At 32.8% G+C, this 15,122-nt stretch carries 14 protein-coding genes; 5 read left to right on the top strand and 9 right to left on the bottom strand.

Annotation, left to right across the window (positions count from 1 at the left end):
* Positions 1 to 142: 142 nt before the first annotated feature.
* The 6 genes from QQS35_RS20140 to QQS35_RS20115 form a co-directional block, all read right to left on the bottom strand.
* Positions 143 to 3,100 carry an ATP-binding protein gene (locus QQS35_RS20140; protein ID WP_285934039.1) on the bottom strand — a complete coding sequence of 986 codons (2,958 nt, stop codon included), beginning with the start codon at positions 3,098 to 3,100 and terminating at the stop codon, positions 143 to 145.
* A 5-nt stretch (positions 3,101 to 3,105) separates the two neighbouring features.
* Positions 3,106 to 4,335: a metallophosphoesterase family protein gene (locus tag QQS35_RS20135; RefSeq protein WP_285934038.1), complete on the bottom strand. Its 1,230-nt coding sequence runs from the start codon at positions 4,333 to 4,335 to the stop codon at positions 3,106 to 3,108.
* Positions 4,336 to 4,998: 663 nt separating this feature from the next.
* On the bottom strand, positions 4,999 to 6,264 hold the full coding sequence (locus tag QQS35_RS20130; RefSeq protein ID WP_285934037.1) for an ABC transporter permease: 1,266 nt from the start codon (positions 6,262 to 6,264) through the stop codon (positions 4,999 to 5,001).
* Positions 6,257 to 7,156, bottom strand: coding sequence for an ABC transporter ATP-binding protein (locus QQS35_RS20125; protein ID WP_285934036.1), 900 nt, complete (start codon positions 7,154 to 7,156; stop codon positions 6,257 to 6,259). The genes QQS35_RS20130 and QQS35_RS20125 overlap by 8 nt, the downstream gene beginning before the upstream one ends.
* A gap of 76 nt (positions 7,157 to 7,232) precedes the next feature.
* Entirely contained in the window at positions 7,233 to 7,754 is a 522-nt protein-coding gene (locus QQS35_RS20120; protein ID WP_285934035.1) for a DUF2812 domain-containing protein, read from the bottom strand.
* Complete coding sequence (locus QQS35_RS20115) at positions 7,735 to 8,085, bottom strand: PadR family transcriptional regulator (RefSeq protein WP_285934034.1); 351 nt, start codon at positions 8,083 to 8,085, stop codon at positions 7,735 to 7,737. The genes QQS35_RS20120 and QQS35_RS20115 overlap by 20 nt, the downstream gene beginning before the upstream one ends.
* Positions 8,086 to 8,241: 156 nt before the next feature.
* Between QQS35_RS20115 and QQS35_RS20110 the strand changes: the two genes are divergently transcribed.
* Positions 8,242 to 8,427, top strand: a complete 186-nt coding sequence (locus QQS35_RS20110; protein WP_285934033.1) for a YhzD family protein — start codon at positions 8,242 to 8,244, stop codon at positions 8,425 to 8,427.
* Positions 8,428 to 8,543: 116 nt separating this feature from the next.
* Here QQS35_RS20110 and QQS35_RS20105 read toward each other — a convergent pair whose 3' ends face one another.
* Positions 8,544 to 8,897 (bottom strand): YlbF family regulator, encoded by a 354-nt coding sequence (locus QQS35_RS20105; protein ID WP_285934032.1) that lies wholly within the window; start codon positions 8,895 to 8,897, stop codon positions 8,544 to 8,546.
* A 70-nt stretch (positions 8,898 to 8,967) separates the two neighbouring features.
* Complete coding sequence (locus QQS35_RS20100) at positions 8,968 to 10,104, bottom strand: DUF445 domain-containing protein (protein ID WP_285934031.1); 1,137 nt, start codon at positions 10,102 to 10,104, stop codon at positions 8,968 to 8,970.
* 204 nt (positions 10,105 to 10,308) lie between these two features.
* Between QQS35_RS20100 and QQS35_RS20095 the strand changes: the two genes are divergently transcribed.
* The 4 genes from QQS35_RS20095 to QQS35_RS20080 all read left to right on the top strand — a co-directional run bounded on the left by QQS35_RS20095 (position 10,309) and on the right by QQS35_RS20080 (position 14,096).
* On the top strand, positions 10,309 to 11,589 hold the full coding sequence (locus QQS35_RS20095; protein ID WP_285934030.1) for a YheC/YheD family endospore coat-associated protein: 1,281 nt from the start codon (positions 10,309 to 10,311) through the stop codon (positions 11,587 to 11,589).
* 54 nt (positions 11,590 to 11,643) lie between these two features.
* A complete protein-coding gene (locus QQS35_RS20090; RefSeq protein WP_285934029.1) occupies positions 11,644 to 11,826 on the top strand; it encodes a hypothetical protein in 183 nt (60 codons plus the stop codon).
* Between the two features lie 143 nt (positions 11,827 to 11,969).
* On the top strand, positions 11,970 to 12,881 hold the full coding sequence (locus QQS35_RS20085; protein ID WP_285934028.1) for a PucR family transcriptional regulator: 912 nt from the start codon (positions 11,970 to 11,972) through the stop codon (positions 12,879 to 12,881).
* Positions 12,882 to 12,995: 114 nt separating this feature from the next.
* Positions 12,996 to 14,096, top strand: a complete 1,101-nt coding sequence (locus tag QQS35_RS20080) for an ABC transporter ATP-binding protein (protein WP_285934027.1) — start codon at positions 12,996 to 12,998, stop codon at positions 14,094 to 14,096.
* A gap of 178 nt (positions 14,097 to 14,274) precedes the next feature.
* Here QQS35_RS20080 and QQS35_RS20075 read toward each other — a convergent pair whose 3' ends face one another.
* Positions 14,275 to 14,523, bottom strand: a complete 249-nt coding sequence (locus tag QQS35_RS20075) for a hypothetical protein (RefSeq protein ID WP_285934026.1) — start codon at positions 14,521 to 14,523, stop codon at positions 14,275 to 14,277.
* Positions 14,524 to 15,122 lie beyond the last annotated feature (599 nt).

Genomic DNA, 15,122 nt, shown 5'->3' with positions numbered 1-15,122 from the left:
CTCCAACTATACCCCTATTTTGTTCTTATTCTTATGCAATAACTCTTAACTTGCGCTGTCACACAACTACAAATCATATCTATTAAAGGATAATTTCGTAAATATTTTAGCATTATTATAATAATAATGCTAACCATGATTATTAAATTTGTTGGATATCCATAACTTGGTTATTCGAATATTCAATTATTGATTCTTGACAAGTAAACAATAACACCTGCTGCTTTTCAGCAATTTTTTCTAATATTTGCATCATAGAGGCGCGGCGGACACCATCAAAATGAACAAAAGCATCATCAATAAAAAATGGCATCTTACTTATCTCACTAGTCACTTCACTTAATGCAATGCGTAATGAAACAAAAAGTTGATCCCGTGTACCTTGTGACAATTCAGTTACTTGATATCTTATACCATTACCACATTCCACATACAACACCTTTCCTTCCTCTAGAGGAAGGATTCTTTTGTAACTTCCATTCGTTAATTTCTCAAAATATATTGTTGTTCTTTCGATAACTTTTGGTAAGTAATGTTGTTGATACATTTTTTTCGTATTAACTAATTTTTCTTTAGCCACTTGCAAGACGGCCCATTGTTTTGCTATCTTATTTAATTCTCCTATTTTCACTGAGTAGAAATGTTTCATCATTGAATAATCTTCTGTTCTTTCCAAATGACTAATCACTGATTTAATATCAGCTAATTGTTGTTGTTTGTCTTTCAATTGGTTTTCTAATTGTTTCTTTTCCGTTTCCTGTGTTTTAAATTTATCTTCTAGTTCCCATCTATCTATCAAATTTCCTTCGTCGATTTGCTTCAGTTCATAATCATATAAAAATAGTTGTAATTGATTGTAATATTCACTTATTTTTCTCTGAAGCTCCTCTTTTTCTTTTTTTTGAGTTCCTTTTCTTAAAAAACTTTCTTCATCAGCTACATTAGCTATACTCCACAACCGATTAATCTCCGTTTGATAAGGTTTCAATTGGTTTACTAGCGATTGCATCTCAGCATTTGTCTGGTCAATCCATTGTTTGTATTGATCTACTTTGCTATGAAGATTGGACTGTTCATTAAGTAATGATGTTAAGTAGTCAACCTTTACTTTGATAGGGTTATTCAACTCTAACCATTTATACTGCTCGAATAACAAACAAACTTCATCTTCGAATTTTTTGATTTCATCGTTCAGCCTGTCTAATTCTTGATTATAAGTTTTTATCTTGTCGAACTTTTCTATACAAAATCTTAAGTTGTGTAATAGATTAGGCCAATATTCTACTGCAATAGGACGTAGGAAAGGATAGATTTCTTTATGATCCCTAGTTAGTTGATCTAATCGATTTTGTTTTTGTTCTAAGAAACTATTTCTCTCACTTGATTTTAGCTGATCTACTTTAATCTGATTTAGCTTAATCTCAAGATTTTCACATCTTTGTTTTAGGGATTCTTGTTCATGCAATAGTTGTTCTATTTCTCGCGACTCACGATCACCAATGACATTTCTATGCTTCAGAGTCGTATTTTCAAACAATACCTTCTCCATAGATCGCGCAGAAAATAGCAGCAATATTTTTTGTAGAACAACACTTACTCCAACTAGGCCACTCCCTATATATAAAACATCCATTTGTAAAAGCCAACCTAGTAACATGAGTGAAATAGTTACTAAAATACCAATACCAAATATAGTATTAGCAAGTTTTGTTTTTTTCTGTTGCGCTATTTTCCAGCTCTCTTTTTGTTTCAGCTGGATCTCATCGCTTTCTCTTAAACGATCCATCTCTTTCTTTTTCTTAAGTTTATCTTGCATATCATTAAATTCACTTGTTTCAAGCATCTTTTCTTGAAAGGAATGTAACTCGTTTTCTACATATGTCCGCTGCTTACCTAGTGAGTGGAACTCCGAGTCGATTCTTTCTTTCTCTAACTTGAGGTGTTCAGCCTCCTGTTTTAAATGGTTCCAGGCATCCTCAATATGAAAAGGAATCGTCAGTGTATCCATATCTTCTATAGTTAGACCGAGTTGTAGCTTTGTTAAATCATTTGATAGCTCTATGTTAACTTGGTGCCTCTCATTATTTTTAAATTGTTGTTCATTTAATAACCTATGATAGTTAGGGAGTTGATTTACAAGAAGTTCAATGGTGTTACTTAGTTTCTCCGGAATCAGGTTAGATTGAACTGATTCCATCTCTTGTTTGGTTTTTGTTAAACTTCCTTCTAATACAGTTAGCTCACTTTTCAATGGCATTACTTGCTCTTTCAATTGTTGATAACGATCTAAGCCATTTTCCGGGTAATCTACATGATTAGAGAATTGGTTTAATTGTTGTTTTGAGTGGTAATACGCTTGGATTAATGTGTAGGAATTTAATTGTTTCTCACACTTACTAAGCTCTTTAATAAGTGTTTCTATCTGGTCTTGAAGTTCTTCAATCTCAAGAGATAATTTTTCTTTTTCAAACTTTTTACTATTAAAGGTATTCTCACGTTTCTCTAAATCCATTAGTTGTTTATACATATGGTCTATATCCAATAACAACTGGTTTATTTTTGGTTTTTTACCCTGCGGTTTAAATAATTGATTCAACTCATTATCTAACCATTTTTCAGTAGTATATATTTTATCGGTACCTGTCATGCCAATACCTAATAAAACATCTCCTAAATCCTCCATTTTAATGTTTTGTATCTCATTCAAATCATTAGAGTCAAATGAAAAAATAGATTCAAATGTTTTTTGATTGATTCCATTAAGCTGATCTTTTAACCAAGATTCAGGTAATATTTCACCAGAAGGTACTACACAGGTGGCCTCGCCATTATTTCTATCATGGATTCGTTCAATCGTACAATCACCAATACCTGGAAGTGATACCGTTAACCTGCCACCCATTCTTCCTCCTGTTTTTGGTAGGTAAATAACGCGTTTTTTTGGAGGAAAACCGTACAACATAAATAAAAAGAATTGACGTATAGTAGTTTTTCCCGATTCATTATTACCACTTATAATAAGAAGAGGACTATTATTAAAAGTTATTTTATAATCCTGCCATTTTCCAAACCCATATATATATGCACTTTTGATTTCCATTTTTTTCATTCCTTTAACAGCTGATAGATTAATAAGTCCTCTGCTTTTTGTTTAATATCGGCTTTTTCTTCATCAGTAAAATGATCTAAATATTTTCTGGCCTGTCTATGTGTAAATAAGGATTGTAAATCATTCTGCATTATTTCATCTGTATCAAAAGAATGTAGAAGCTCTCCTAAAAAGCTATGACCTGACTTTATTAGTTGTTTATCCCATTGCCCCGTATATGTTACTCGTACATCTTGGATAAACACCCAATTTTCTTCCCGATTATTTAATTCATTTATAAAATCTATTATCTCGTCTAGAATACTCGAACGGTACCATTGTTCTAATAGAACGGAATCACTAGTAATATGGAGACGTACAATCGATTTGCCAAATCTTTCACTCGTTTGTTTCATCGTTTTTTCTACTAGCACTTCCAACTCTTGAGGATCTTTACAGTGATCAGCTTGAATTGTGATTTCTTCAAACCTTATATACTGAAGTGGAAAAAATTCTAACTGTCGATTAGTTTCACTTATTTCCACATGATAGCAGCCTTTTTCACCAGTTTCTTTTATGGATCGTCCCTGTATATTTCCAGGATAAACGATAAGTGGTTCATCGTTTAATTGTTGTCTTTTATGTATATGTCCCAGAGCCCAATAGTCAAAGCTTTTACTTGTTAAATCACTAATTTGAAAAGGGGCATATACATCATGATCCGTATTACTACTAACACTTCCGTGTAGCATAGCTATTTGATATGGCGTACTCGTTACTGTTTTAAATTTATTCGCTTTGTTATCAAGAACTTCACGTTCAACATAACTAAAACCGTATATTGTTGCTAATGGAACATCATCTTTTTTGAAGATAAAATTGTCTACATGTTCGCTTTCAAATACATAAACATTATTGGGATAATCATAATCAAATAAGCGTCCGTTTACATGGTCATGATTTCCATATGAGATAAATACGTCAATGCTATTATCCCTTAATTTTTCAAATGCTCTAGTTAAACGGGATTGAGCTTTAATACTTTGTTGATTCTGATCGAATAGGTCCCCAACCATTAGAATAAAATCAACACGCTTAGATATTGCAAGGTCTACTAGATTATCTAATGCTATAAATGTACTTTCTCTAATATCTTTAAACTGTTGTTCTGGGATATTACTTAATCCTTTAAAAGGACTATCAATATGTAAATCAGCACAGTGAATAAAGCTAACTTTATCTGTCATTACAAAATCCCTTTCTTATTAATAGTAGTAAACCTAATACTTTCCATTTTAACAGATTGAAAAAACGAATGCACGTTCGATTCATGTGTATAGGTTAAGTACTGTAAGTGGATTGAAATAGTTTGATATTTATATTCTTTGTTAATTAGATGCAGTTTCCTAAAAGCTTGTTATTTAAGACAGATAAAATATAAAGTATGCAATAGTTTCCTCGCTCGCAAAAGCCGCTCCCTGTGGGGCCTGTTCATTTCCCACAGGAGTCTCCCATTTTTCCGCAGCTTAGTATAGTTTTCTTTCGAGTGAAAATAATGTAACAAATATTAACTATCTATCTCAAAATTGGAGAGTTATAAAAGTGAAGGCAGAATACGAAGACTCCTATGGGAACAGCGCGAGGTGAAGACCCCGGAAGAAGCGCTCTTTGCTTCTGAGGAGGCTGAGGCCGTGCCCATGGAAAGCGTAGTATTCTGTGCCGTAACGATGTATTACTACTCAATCATCATTGCAATGGAAAAGAATTTAACAAAAGTTAAGAATAGTTAATGCGCACTTTATATCTAATGTGAAGTTTAAAAGACACAAATTTAAGAAAGATAAAAAATTACTAAAAAGCACATTTAACTTAGGTAAGAAAGTTAAATGTGCTTTTTTTCTTTGTTAAATTTACTCTTTCTTAGACAATTGCAAAGCCTTTTTGAAATCTTTTAAAGAAGTGGCTCGACCATACATTAAAACTCCACCTCTATAAACCTTTGCACCGATAAACCCTAGAATTGTAATCGAAACAATCATAATGAAAATGCTTAAACCTATTTCCCAAAATGGTACGTCTAGCATTCCTACTCGCATAAACATAAGCATTGGTGTAAAAAAAGGTATAAACGATGTTATCGTCACTAATTTGGAGTCTGGCATATTCAAACCAAACATTGCAATCATAAATGCAATAACAATTAAAAAGATTACCGGCATCATTAATTGCTGTACATCTTCAATTCTACTTACTAACGAACCGAGCATTGCTGATAATGTTGCATAAAGTAAGTATCCTAAGAGGAAAAAGATGATTGCATAAACAAAGGTGGATATAGCAACATCTGAAAGTCCAAAATATTCAAAGAATCCGCCAACCATTTCATCTTTTTTCTGCTGTATTATTGTGTATCCAATGATACTAAATAATCCAAATTGGGTAAGTCCTAACAAAGCAATCCCGATAATTTTAGCAAACATCTGGCTCACTGGTGAGGAGCTTGAAATTAAAATCTCCATAACTCTTGACGACTTTTCGTTTGCAATGTCCATAGCAATCATATTTCCATACGTAATCACTGCAAAATATAATAAGAAAAGCATTATATAGACAAGACCACGAGCATTATTCAGTTCCTCTTCCGTTTTTGCTTCTTGTCCTGATTCATTTTCAATCATAACTGTTTCAAAGGGTACTGGTGAATAAATTTCTTCAACTGTAGCTTGATCAATACCTGCATCACTCGTTGCCATTGCAACTTTAATTTGTTGCAAGTTATTTTCTAGTTGATACGTTAACTGAGAAGAAGAGATTTCATTGGTGTGAAAACTAGCTTCTGGAAGATTATCTTCGCCCGTTGTAATATGAAGTAAAGCCTGATAATTACCCTCTTGCACTTCACTTTCTGCTTCTTCAACCGTACCTTTATATTCACTTAATTCTATCTGTACATCCGCGTTTGCAATATTTTCTATCAGAGCTTGATAAACATTATTTGAGTCATCGATTACTGCAATTTTATCCGGTTCTTCTTCCCCCGAGAACATATCAATAATCGTTTGTATATTAGCTAAACCTAGAATGAGTAACAAAATAAGCGCTGTAGTTATTAAAAATGATTTTGATTTAAAACGACTCCAATATGTTTGAGCAAGTACTATCCAAAATTTATTCATATGACTCACCTGCTTTCTCAATGAAAATATCATTTAGAGATGGTTCTTCCAGCTCGAATTTTCTAACAAATCCTTTCCCTTGAATAGCAGTAAAAACTTTTTGCGAAGTTTCTTCATTTTCAATCACAAGCTTGCACCCCTCTGGAATGTTCTTAAAACCGATTACTCCAGGGACATCTTGTATATAAGACAAATCAAAGTCTGCATGAATAAATAAATTCTTTTTTCCAAAAGAGCGTTTGATCTCTTTTAGTGCTCCATGAACAATAGGTTTTCCTTGTTGCATAATACATAGGTGTTCACAGAGTTCCTCTACATGCTCCATTCGGTGTGATGAAAAAACAATAGAAGTACCTTGATTCTTTAAATCAACTACAGCCTGCTTTAACATCTCAACATTTACAGGGTCTAATCCAGAAAATGGTTCATCCAAGATTAATAGTTTTGGTTGATGTATAACTGCGGATATAAATTGTATTTTCTGTTGATTTCCTTTCGATAATTCTTCGATTTTTTTATCTAAATAATCTGGTACCTTAAATCGCTCCAGCCACACCTTTAATTCTGATAATATATCATTTTTCTTCATTCCTCGTAATCTACCAAGATAAACAATTTGATCTTTCACCTTTAATTTCGGATACAAGCCTCTTTCTTCGGGCAGATAGCCTATATAATTACTCCTGCTATAATCAATTGGTTTTCCATCCCATGAAATATCTCCAGACGTTTCATCTAATAAACCGAGTATCATTCTAAACGTAGTTGTTTTACCGGCACCATTAGCTCCCAAAAATCCAAATATTTGTTTCTCAGGAATCTCTATCGTTAATTGGTCAACAGCAGCGACACTTCCAAACTTTTTAGTAACATTGGTTAATTGTAATGTCATCATTCAACCTCCTTGTTCTAATTAAGTTACGATTTCATTCATGAATAGTTTCAACCAATTTACTATAGCCAATTTGCTATAGCATTTTCGTTTCAGATACTCTTTTTATTTTCTTTTGAATCAAAATAATGGCTAGAACGAATAATATTATCGAAAGCACCGGAAGAAGAAGTAGATACCACTGAATATGTTTAGGAACATAAAACAACGGTGGAATATTGAGCACTAATATAGCCAGAAGAACCGTAAGTAATGTCTGTAACACCCTTCTATATTTTCCGATTAAGGAATCCTGATCAGAATATAATTCTTCGGTAAACACCTCCGCTTTCTTCCCCCTAAAATAATGCCATCCTAGATAAGATGTTACATATTTCCATCCCGCTTCCTCGAACAATGCTTGATAGGATTTGAAATTCGAATAATTAGTTCTGTAATCCAATTTATATAAATAATTTGCAGGAGATTTTTTCTCAAATATATAATAAAACAGCATGTATTTTTTAAAAATCCAGCCCTTTTCTGCCATGCTGCTTAACCATTGTTCTTCACTCTCATCCTGCCATACGAAAAATAGTTTAAAAACCCTTTTGTTCAAATTCACCATCTCCTAGATTTCTAATAATCGCATTACTATTTACAACTAACCGCTTAAGACGATTATATTCCCTTTTTACTACCTTCTTACCTAGTACGGTAAGTACATAGTTTTTTCTTCTTTCCCCTCCATTCACTTTTTCTATTAATTGTTGTTTTTCTAATTTACTTAATGCCCCATATAATGTACCTGGACCTAATCGCACTTCACCATCGCTCATCTCTTCCACTTTCTGCATGATTCCATAACCATGGAGGGGTGTCACTAATGCAAGTAAAATGTAAAATGTTGTATGTGTTAGTGGTAAATAATCTTCCACCCGCTTTTGCATATCAATCTCCGCCTTTCTATTGGATTAAATTATATCACCATACGATATAACGTTAAACGATATAATTATTCGTTTGGTTTTTTTCAAAAAAAGTAAGTATTTTAGAAGGAATTAATAATTAAATACAGAACTGTTTAATATTAAGAGGTGAATTTAATGAGTAATTATGCTTTAACAGTATTTGAGAAAAATGGGGCTACTTTGTTAAACGAATTATTTGAAGCTTCTGATCATGATGAAGCAAAAAAAATCAGTAAACAATTATTGGAAAAATCAGGATATACCGAATACACGTATAGATGTGTGTCACCAGACGGGCAATTACTATTATTTCAAAGATAGTTAAAAACCTTGCTAAATTATAGCAAGGTTTTTAACTTATCAAATAAAATGAGAAACACTATCTCACTAGAATTTATACTTGTACAACACCCTAGTGTATAGCCTTTTCAAGTTTTTTATTGTTCTTCTGGCGTTCCGTACAATTCTTCTAAAGGCTTCGTAATAATTTGACTAACATCATTAATTAAAACATTCAAGCGTTGCTCCTGTTCCATTAACTTAGAGATGTCCTCATGTTGCTGAACAAGTTCTACAACATTTTTTGCTTTTTCAACTTCTTCTTCTGTGATTTCTTGTCCTTGCATTTGCTTTTGTTGTAATTCAATTTGTGTATTGCGAAAATCTTCGAACATTTTACTTGCAGATTCATCGGACATTACTTTATCATATGCTTGCTTTAAGTCCTGAAACTCTTCACTACTTCTGATTGCTTTTTCAAGGTCATACGCGCTATCATAAATATTTGCCATTTTATTTCTTTCCTCCTAAAAATTCGCACATTTGTTTCCTACTCAACAACTATAACAAACCTAGTAGGTGTTATCCAACCAATAAGACTATAATGCCTTGAATCAATCCAATAAGACCACCAAGAAGAGCACCCAAATAAGTAATTAGAGTAAACTCTTTTCTAGAAATGTTTAATACCAATTGTTCTACTCTTTGGATTGGGAATGCAGCAACTTGCTTTTCAACAATTTCTTCGAGGCCTATATTCTCCAAAATTATATCTGTACGATCAACAATTAGATTTAACCCCTTATCCATTAAATTCGGTAATATATTAGAAATAATGTTTGATTTAACAGGTCTAAACCAATCTCTCATCGGCCTTTGTAACCAAGCCTCTATAGGCACGCTATGAGATACGATTTTTCCTAGTGTTGTTTTAATTGTACGATTACCTACCTTTTTCTCAACTTGATGTATAGGTTCATCCAATAAATGATTCCATTCATTTCTAATAATCTGCTCGATCCAAGTCTTTCCTTCCTCTGATCTAATGTATTCCACGATCATTGGTTGAATCTTGTCAGCTAATCCTTCATTTCCTAGAAAAGAAGACATCATATTTCCTAAAAACCCTTTACCATCTAAGTACGTTTGAACTAGCTCATTAATTTTGTTTTTTGTAGTCTGTCCGTTTGCAATAGTAATTAGTTTATTTTGAGCATAAATAGCGAGTTGATCTACTTTTTCATCCATTTGCTCGATCCATTGCTTATCTAACACGGAACGAACCGTTTCATTTTCGTATGATTTAATAAATTCAGTATAATGATTCTCGGTCCAATTCAATAGTTTTTTTCTGAGGTCTTCTTCGTTAACCGAAACACCAAAACTTGCAAGCATTGATTGGACACTATCTTCTTTAGACAATAGGTTATCTATTTCACCTTGTACCCATGTGTTAAGTTGTTGTTTAAACTCTGCTTGATTTAGTTTATTTTTTATTCCTTCTGCTGTTAATAAATGTTCTACAACCATTTTCCCAAGTTGCTTTGCAAGCTCATCTCTCCGCTTCGGTATTAAACCAGGTGTTAAAGGTATCCTCCAACTCCCAATATATTTCGGTTGATAAGGGCGAAATAACATCTTTATAGCCAATGAATTCGTCAGCCCACCGATGATGGCACCAATTAATACCATCATTAATACGATTAGAATTTCTGTCATTTAAAACTACCTCTCTTTTTTCCTTTTCATCTATAGTTTAGCACCCGTCATTTTACTTTGTATAAAAGACTCATTTTTTTATGTACGAGACTAGTCATTAGTTGAAAAATTATAACATATATATTAAAAAACTACACGAAGGAGGGACAACTTATTACTACCTATACGTTTGATATTAAGTTCTATCCTGGGAAAAATAAGAGAATGATTGTCCCACAACAGTATTTCAAGCACTTTTTTCAGGTTAGAAAAATTCAATATGGACCCTACAAAACATCTATAGAATGTTTAACACATCAGAAAAATGAACGAACTTTATATATATCTTCTGCACTTAAATCAAAAATTAATCTATCCACACATAAACAACTAACGCTGTTAATAAATGATGATACTTGCATTATTACATTAACAATGGGAGTTTTTCTCGCAGGTTTTAATAATACAGATCCATTAGGTGAACGAACAAAGATTTTCGAACGGATGAGTGAAGCTGGCGACACACTCGGATTTAGAACGATTTTCTTTGGACATCAACACGTTTTAAAAAACAAAAGAAAAATAAATGCTTATTATTTTGAAGACAGGCAATGGAAACGGGATATATTTGATTTTCCGTCGGTTGTATATAATCGGATACCTAACCGAAAGATTGAATCTCATCCTGAAGTAATGGAAACTAAAAAAAAGCTTAATAACCATGCTAGCTATTTTAATCAAAGTTTCTTTAATAAATGGGAAGTTTACGATATCCTAATGAGAAATTCCGAATGCTCGTACCTATTACCTGAAACTATTTTGCATCCATCCAAACAAAAAATTATAAATTTATTATCTAATTTCGCAGTCTATATTAAACCTATTCATGGTAGTCGTGGAGATGGCATTGTAAAATGTACAAAACTACATTCTAATGAAATAGAGTGCCTTTACTACGATAAGGATAAGCCACAAATTAATCGTTATACGAATATCGATTCGTTGTTTGCCCAGCTGTTTCCTAATGGATTGAAAGGTTATGTTGTCCAAGAGGCTATACCCTTAATAAAAAAAGGTAAAAGTTCGATTGACTTTCGCGTACATACAAACAAAAATCATCGAAACAGTTGGGAAGTAACCTTAATTGGAGCAAAATTCGCAGGGAAAGGTAGCTTAACAACACATGTGCAACGGGGTGGAAGTGTTCATGAAGTCGATGAATTATTTCCAAAAGAACAAGCCAATCATATTATTAAGAAGTTATCCAATACGGCTTTATTTTTATCTACTTGCCTGGAAACCCGTGTTCCAGATCCAGTCGGCGAAATTGGATTTGATTTAGGAGTTGATGAAGAAGGAAAGGTTTGGTTATTTGAAGCTAATTCAAAACCGGGGTTTAGCATTTTTAATCATCCAGAAATTTACAAAAAATCCCCAAAGGTACTTGCTTATCCATATAAATACGCTTTTTATTTACACAATACACTAATGAATAAATTAGTGTAGGTGCATTCTCTATCCCTTTTTGCGAAAACTATCTAGCAAAAGGAGGTTTTATATATGGATAAAAAGAAATATAGCCACGATGCTTATGAAGACCAAAAAGAGCATGAGTTAGATGTTGATCGCATGATAAGTGAGGGTATGGCTGGTGGTACCACTTACTCGAATCATGGAAGAATGCAAATAGAGCAAGCGAGAAAGCTTCCAGAAGAAAACGAACCCTTTCCAGAGGAGAGTTAATTACTATTTCAAGCGCACATTCAACGTTATGTGCGCTTTTTGTTATAAAAAACGTATGATATCCTACAATTTAAAACCTAATTTTCCATATAACTACTTTAGCTTTGTTATAATAGAGAAAATGTAAGGAAAGAGGCAGAACTATGATTGAAAAATTAAAGCGAATTTTCCCCTCTATTGTTGAGGCGCAATCCGATATTCCTATGGATACAGATACTTATCTCTGGTTTAGTACAAACGAAAATAATATTGTTGGTATTGAAAAACTAGATATAACAGAAAAAGAAAGAATGTTATTAGAGACAATCTTAACACCTTATTATGCTAATCAACCACCAGTTACAAAAAGGGAAGAACAGTGGATTAATATACTTTTTAACGATGCAAATCAACAAGAATTAATGAACGACCATAATTTAAACTACAGGTTTGTCTATTTTTCATTTTCTGATGATACAGTGGATCCCTTATCTTTTCGTGAAGCAATACATGGACTATTTCCTAATCGAGTCCCTATTATTTGGGAAAACAACCATGAAGGCATCATAATAGAAGAGAACCAACTTTCTGAAGATGATATGATATCTTATAATGAAATAATTGATGTGCTAATGAGTGATTTCTATATGAAAGTGCATTTATTTATCGGTCCTTATTCACAAAATATTTCAAGTGCAAGAACACAATATCAATGGGTAAAACAATCCTTTCATACTGTTCATTATTATGATAGTAGACCTGTTATTAATTATATCATGGCAGTACCTTATCTTCTACTTGAGCCATTAGGCGAACAATCTATGGTGCATATCATTGAATCAATCTTACAAGATACAATTAAAGAAGAAGAACTGTTACAAACAATCCAAATATTTCTAGAATGTAATTCTAACGCAACCCTTGCAGCAAAAAAACTATATATGCATCGAAATAGCTTACAATATCGTGTTGATAAGTTCATTGAAAAAACCGGCATTGATGTAAAACAATTTGAAGGAGCGCTTTCCGTCTACTTAACTTTACTAATTAAGAATAAAAAACATCGCTCTTTGTAAGCGTGCACAAATAAGTTTCACTTTTTTGTGCACTGTTGCCATTTACCTGTCCACCATAATTAAGTAAACTAAATACATAAGTAAAAACGCTTTCATTAACAGGAGGGAATTATAATGGCAGAGTTAACATTAAAAAATATTGATAAAATTTATGAAAAAGGCGCGGACAAAGCTGTAGACAATTTTAATTTAGATATTGAAGATAAAGAGTTTATCGTTTTTGTTGGTCCGTCTGGTTGTGGTAAATCAACTACACTACGTATGATTGCAGGACTTGAAGAAATTTCAGGTGGAGAGTTTTATATTGATGATACACTAATGAACGATGTTGCACCAAAAGATCGTGACATAGCGATGGTATTCCAAAACTACGCACTTTATCCACACATGAACGTGTATGATAACATGGCTTTTGGTTTGAAGCTACGTAAATTCAAAAAAGACGAAATCGAAAAACGCGTGCAAAATGCTGCGAAAATTCTCGGTCTAGAAGCATACTTGGATCGTAAACCAAAAGCACTATCTGGTGGTCAACGTCAGCGTGTTGCGTTAGGACGTGCAATTGTTCGTGACGCAAAAGTATTCTTAATGGATGAGCCATTATCTAACTTGGATGCGAAATTACGTGTACAAATGCGTGCGGAAATCCAAAAATTACACAAGCGTTTACAAACAACTACTATTTATGTAACACATGACCAAACAGAAGCGATGACGATGGCAACACGCCTTGTTGTTATGAAAGACGGAATTATTCAACAAGTTGGTGTTCCAAAAGAAGTGTATGATAAGCCTGATAACATTTTCGTAGGTGGATTTATTGGATCTCCTTCCATGAACTTCTTTAGTGGGAAATTAACTGATGGTAAATTCATAGCTGGTGACAGCGAGATTGAAGTACCTGAAGGAAAAATGAAAATTCTTCGTGATCAAGGATATGTTAACAAAGAGGTCATGCTTGGTATTCGTCCAGAAGATATGCATGATGAGATGGTATTTATGGAAGCAAATCCAGGTACTAAGATTACTGCTACAATTGAAGTTGCTGAATTAATGGGTTCTGAATCATATCTTTACTCAAAATTCAACAATGAAGACTTTGTTGCAAGAGTTGACTCTAGAACAGACATCCAAGGCGGCGAAAAGATTGAACTAGCCTTTGACATGCACAAAGCTCACTTCTTTGATGTTGACACTGAAGCTCGTATAAAGTAATTTGAATTTTTAGGCTACAAGTTTTGACTTGTAGCCTTTTTATTTGTTGCTTAAGTAATATAGTATTTATTTTTTTAGATGTAGATAAGATGTTGGAGCATTCACCTTAAGCTCCTCTACCACACCGAAGGTCTTGTCGCCCTTGTCTTAGCTTGGTCGGTAAGTGGGGGATTAACTTTTATCTTATCTCTTGGATTGGTACATTCAATTGTTGATTACATGATGTACAATAAAAAAGGTGTAGACACGTATGATCTTGTGTTGAATTCAATTCACCATCAATTAATTTAGTACCTTCATATTCCAGATATGGAATATAATCCCCCATAAAGTCAACCGTTCTTCCTTGGTTATCCATTACCTGTTGACAGTTAGGACAATTTAAATTTATTGATTTTAATCCATTGCAAAGTGGACATGCGTACATCATCAAACCTCTCTTTCAATGGTTTTTCCTTGCACTTATCTTACTCTTTTACTGGTAATTATAATCATACAAAACTTGGATAGAATTTTTCAATCGTATAAATGAGTCAATTTTATAATTACCTTATTAAAAAGTCATCTACGATAATATATAGTTTCGAATGGTATTATTCGTAGATGACGACAGAATTAGTATCATAAAATTGATTAAAATAAACTAATTTTGTGAATAAAAGGAAAGTGTTGGTTAAAAATATAATTAACATGAATTTTAGTAATTATAAAAAAATTATTTTTAACAATCTAGTTTCTAGGGTGGTTAATCTAAATATCGAAAATTATTTATAGTTTAATCAATTTCATAATACGAAATTTGTCGTCATCTACAACAATATATAGTTGGATAAAACCATTTCCAAACTATATATTGTCGCAGATGACTGAATAAGGTAATTATGAAATTGACTCAGTTGATACTGCTTTTAATTAATTGGATAAAGTATCTTAATGATTAGTTACATAACTTGATACAATTCTCATAAAGATTTGATTAAATGTAACTGTTTTCTTATTCAAAGAATATATAATACAAAATACAAA

It is taken from the genome of Aquibacillus rhizosphaerae, assembly GCF_030282825.1.
Taxonomy (GTDB): Bacteria; Bacillota; Bacilli; order Bacillales; family Amphibacillaceae; genus Aquibacillus_C; species Aquibacillus_C rhizosphaerae.
Note: the sequence above shows the minus strand (reverse complement) of the source record. Positions and strands in the feature narration are given on the sequence as shown.

Bases quoted from the DNA above. Each gene is read 5' to 3' on its own strand.
- QQS35_RS20110 (WP_285934033.1), top strand. From the start codon at position 8,242: ATGAGTAATTATGCTTTAACAGTATTTGAGAAAAATGGGGCTACTTTG.
- QQS35_RS20140 (WP_285934039.1), bottom strand. From the start codon at position 3,100: ATGGAAATCAAAAGTGCATATATATATGGGTTTGGAAAATGGCAGGAT.
- QQS35_RS20100 (WP_285934031.1), bottom strand. From the start codon at position 10,104: ATGACAGAAATTCTAATCGTATTAATGATGGTATTAATTGGTGCCATC.
- QQS35_RS20105 (WP_285934032.1), bottom strand. From the start codon at position 8,897: ATGGCAAATATTTATGATAGCGCGTATGACCTTGAAAAAGCAATCAGA.
- QQS35_RS20125 (WP_285934036.1), bottom strand. From the start codon at position 7,156: ATGACATTACAATTAACCAATGTTACTAAAAAGTTTGGAAGTGTCGCT.
- QQS35_RS20115 (WP_285934034.1), bottom strand. From the start codon at position 8,085: ATGCAAAAGCGGGTGGAAGATTATTTACCACTAACACATACAACATTT.
- QQS35_RS20130 (WP_285934037.1), bottom strand. From the start codon at position 6,264: ATGAATAAATTTTGGATAGTACTTGCTCAAACATATTGGAGTCGTTTT.
- QQS35_RS20090 (WP_285934029.1), top strand. From the start codon at position 11,644: ATGGATAAAAAGAAATATAGCCACGATGCTTATGAAGACCAAAAAGAG.
- QQS35_RS20080 (WP_285934027.1), top strand. From the start codon at position 12,996: ATGGCAGAGTTAACATTAAAAAATATTGATAAAATTTATGAAAAAGGC.
- QQS35_RS20085 (WP_285934028.1), top strand. From the start codon at position 11,970: ATGATTGAAAAATTAAAGCGAATTTTCCCCTCTATTGTTGAGGCGCAA.
- QQS35_RS20135 (WP_285934038.1), bottom strand. From the start codon at position 4,335: ATGACAGATAAAGTTAGCTTTATTCACTGTGCTGATTTACATATTGAT.
- QQS35_RS20075 (WP_285934026.1), bottom strand. From the start codon at position 14,523: ATGTACGCATGTCCACTTTGCAATGGATTAAAATCAATAAATTTAAAT.
- QQS35_RS20095 (WP_285934030.1), top strand. From the start codon at position 10,309: ATGATTGTCCCACAACAGTATTTCAAGCACTTTTTTCAGGTTAGAAAA.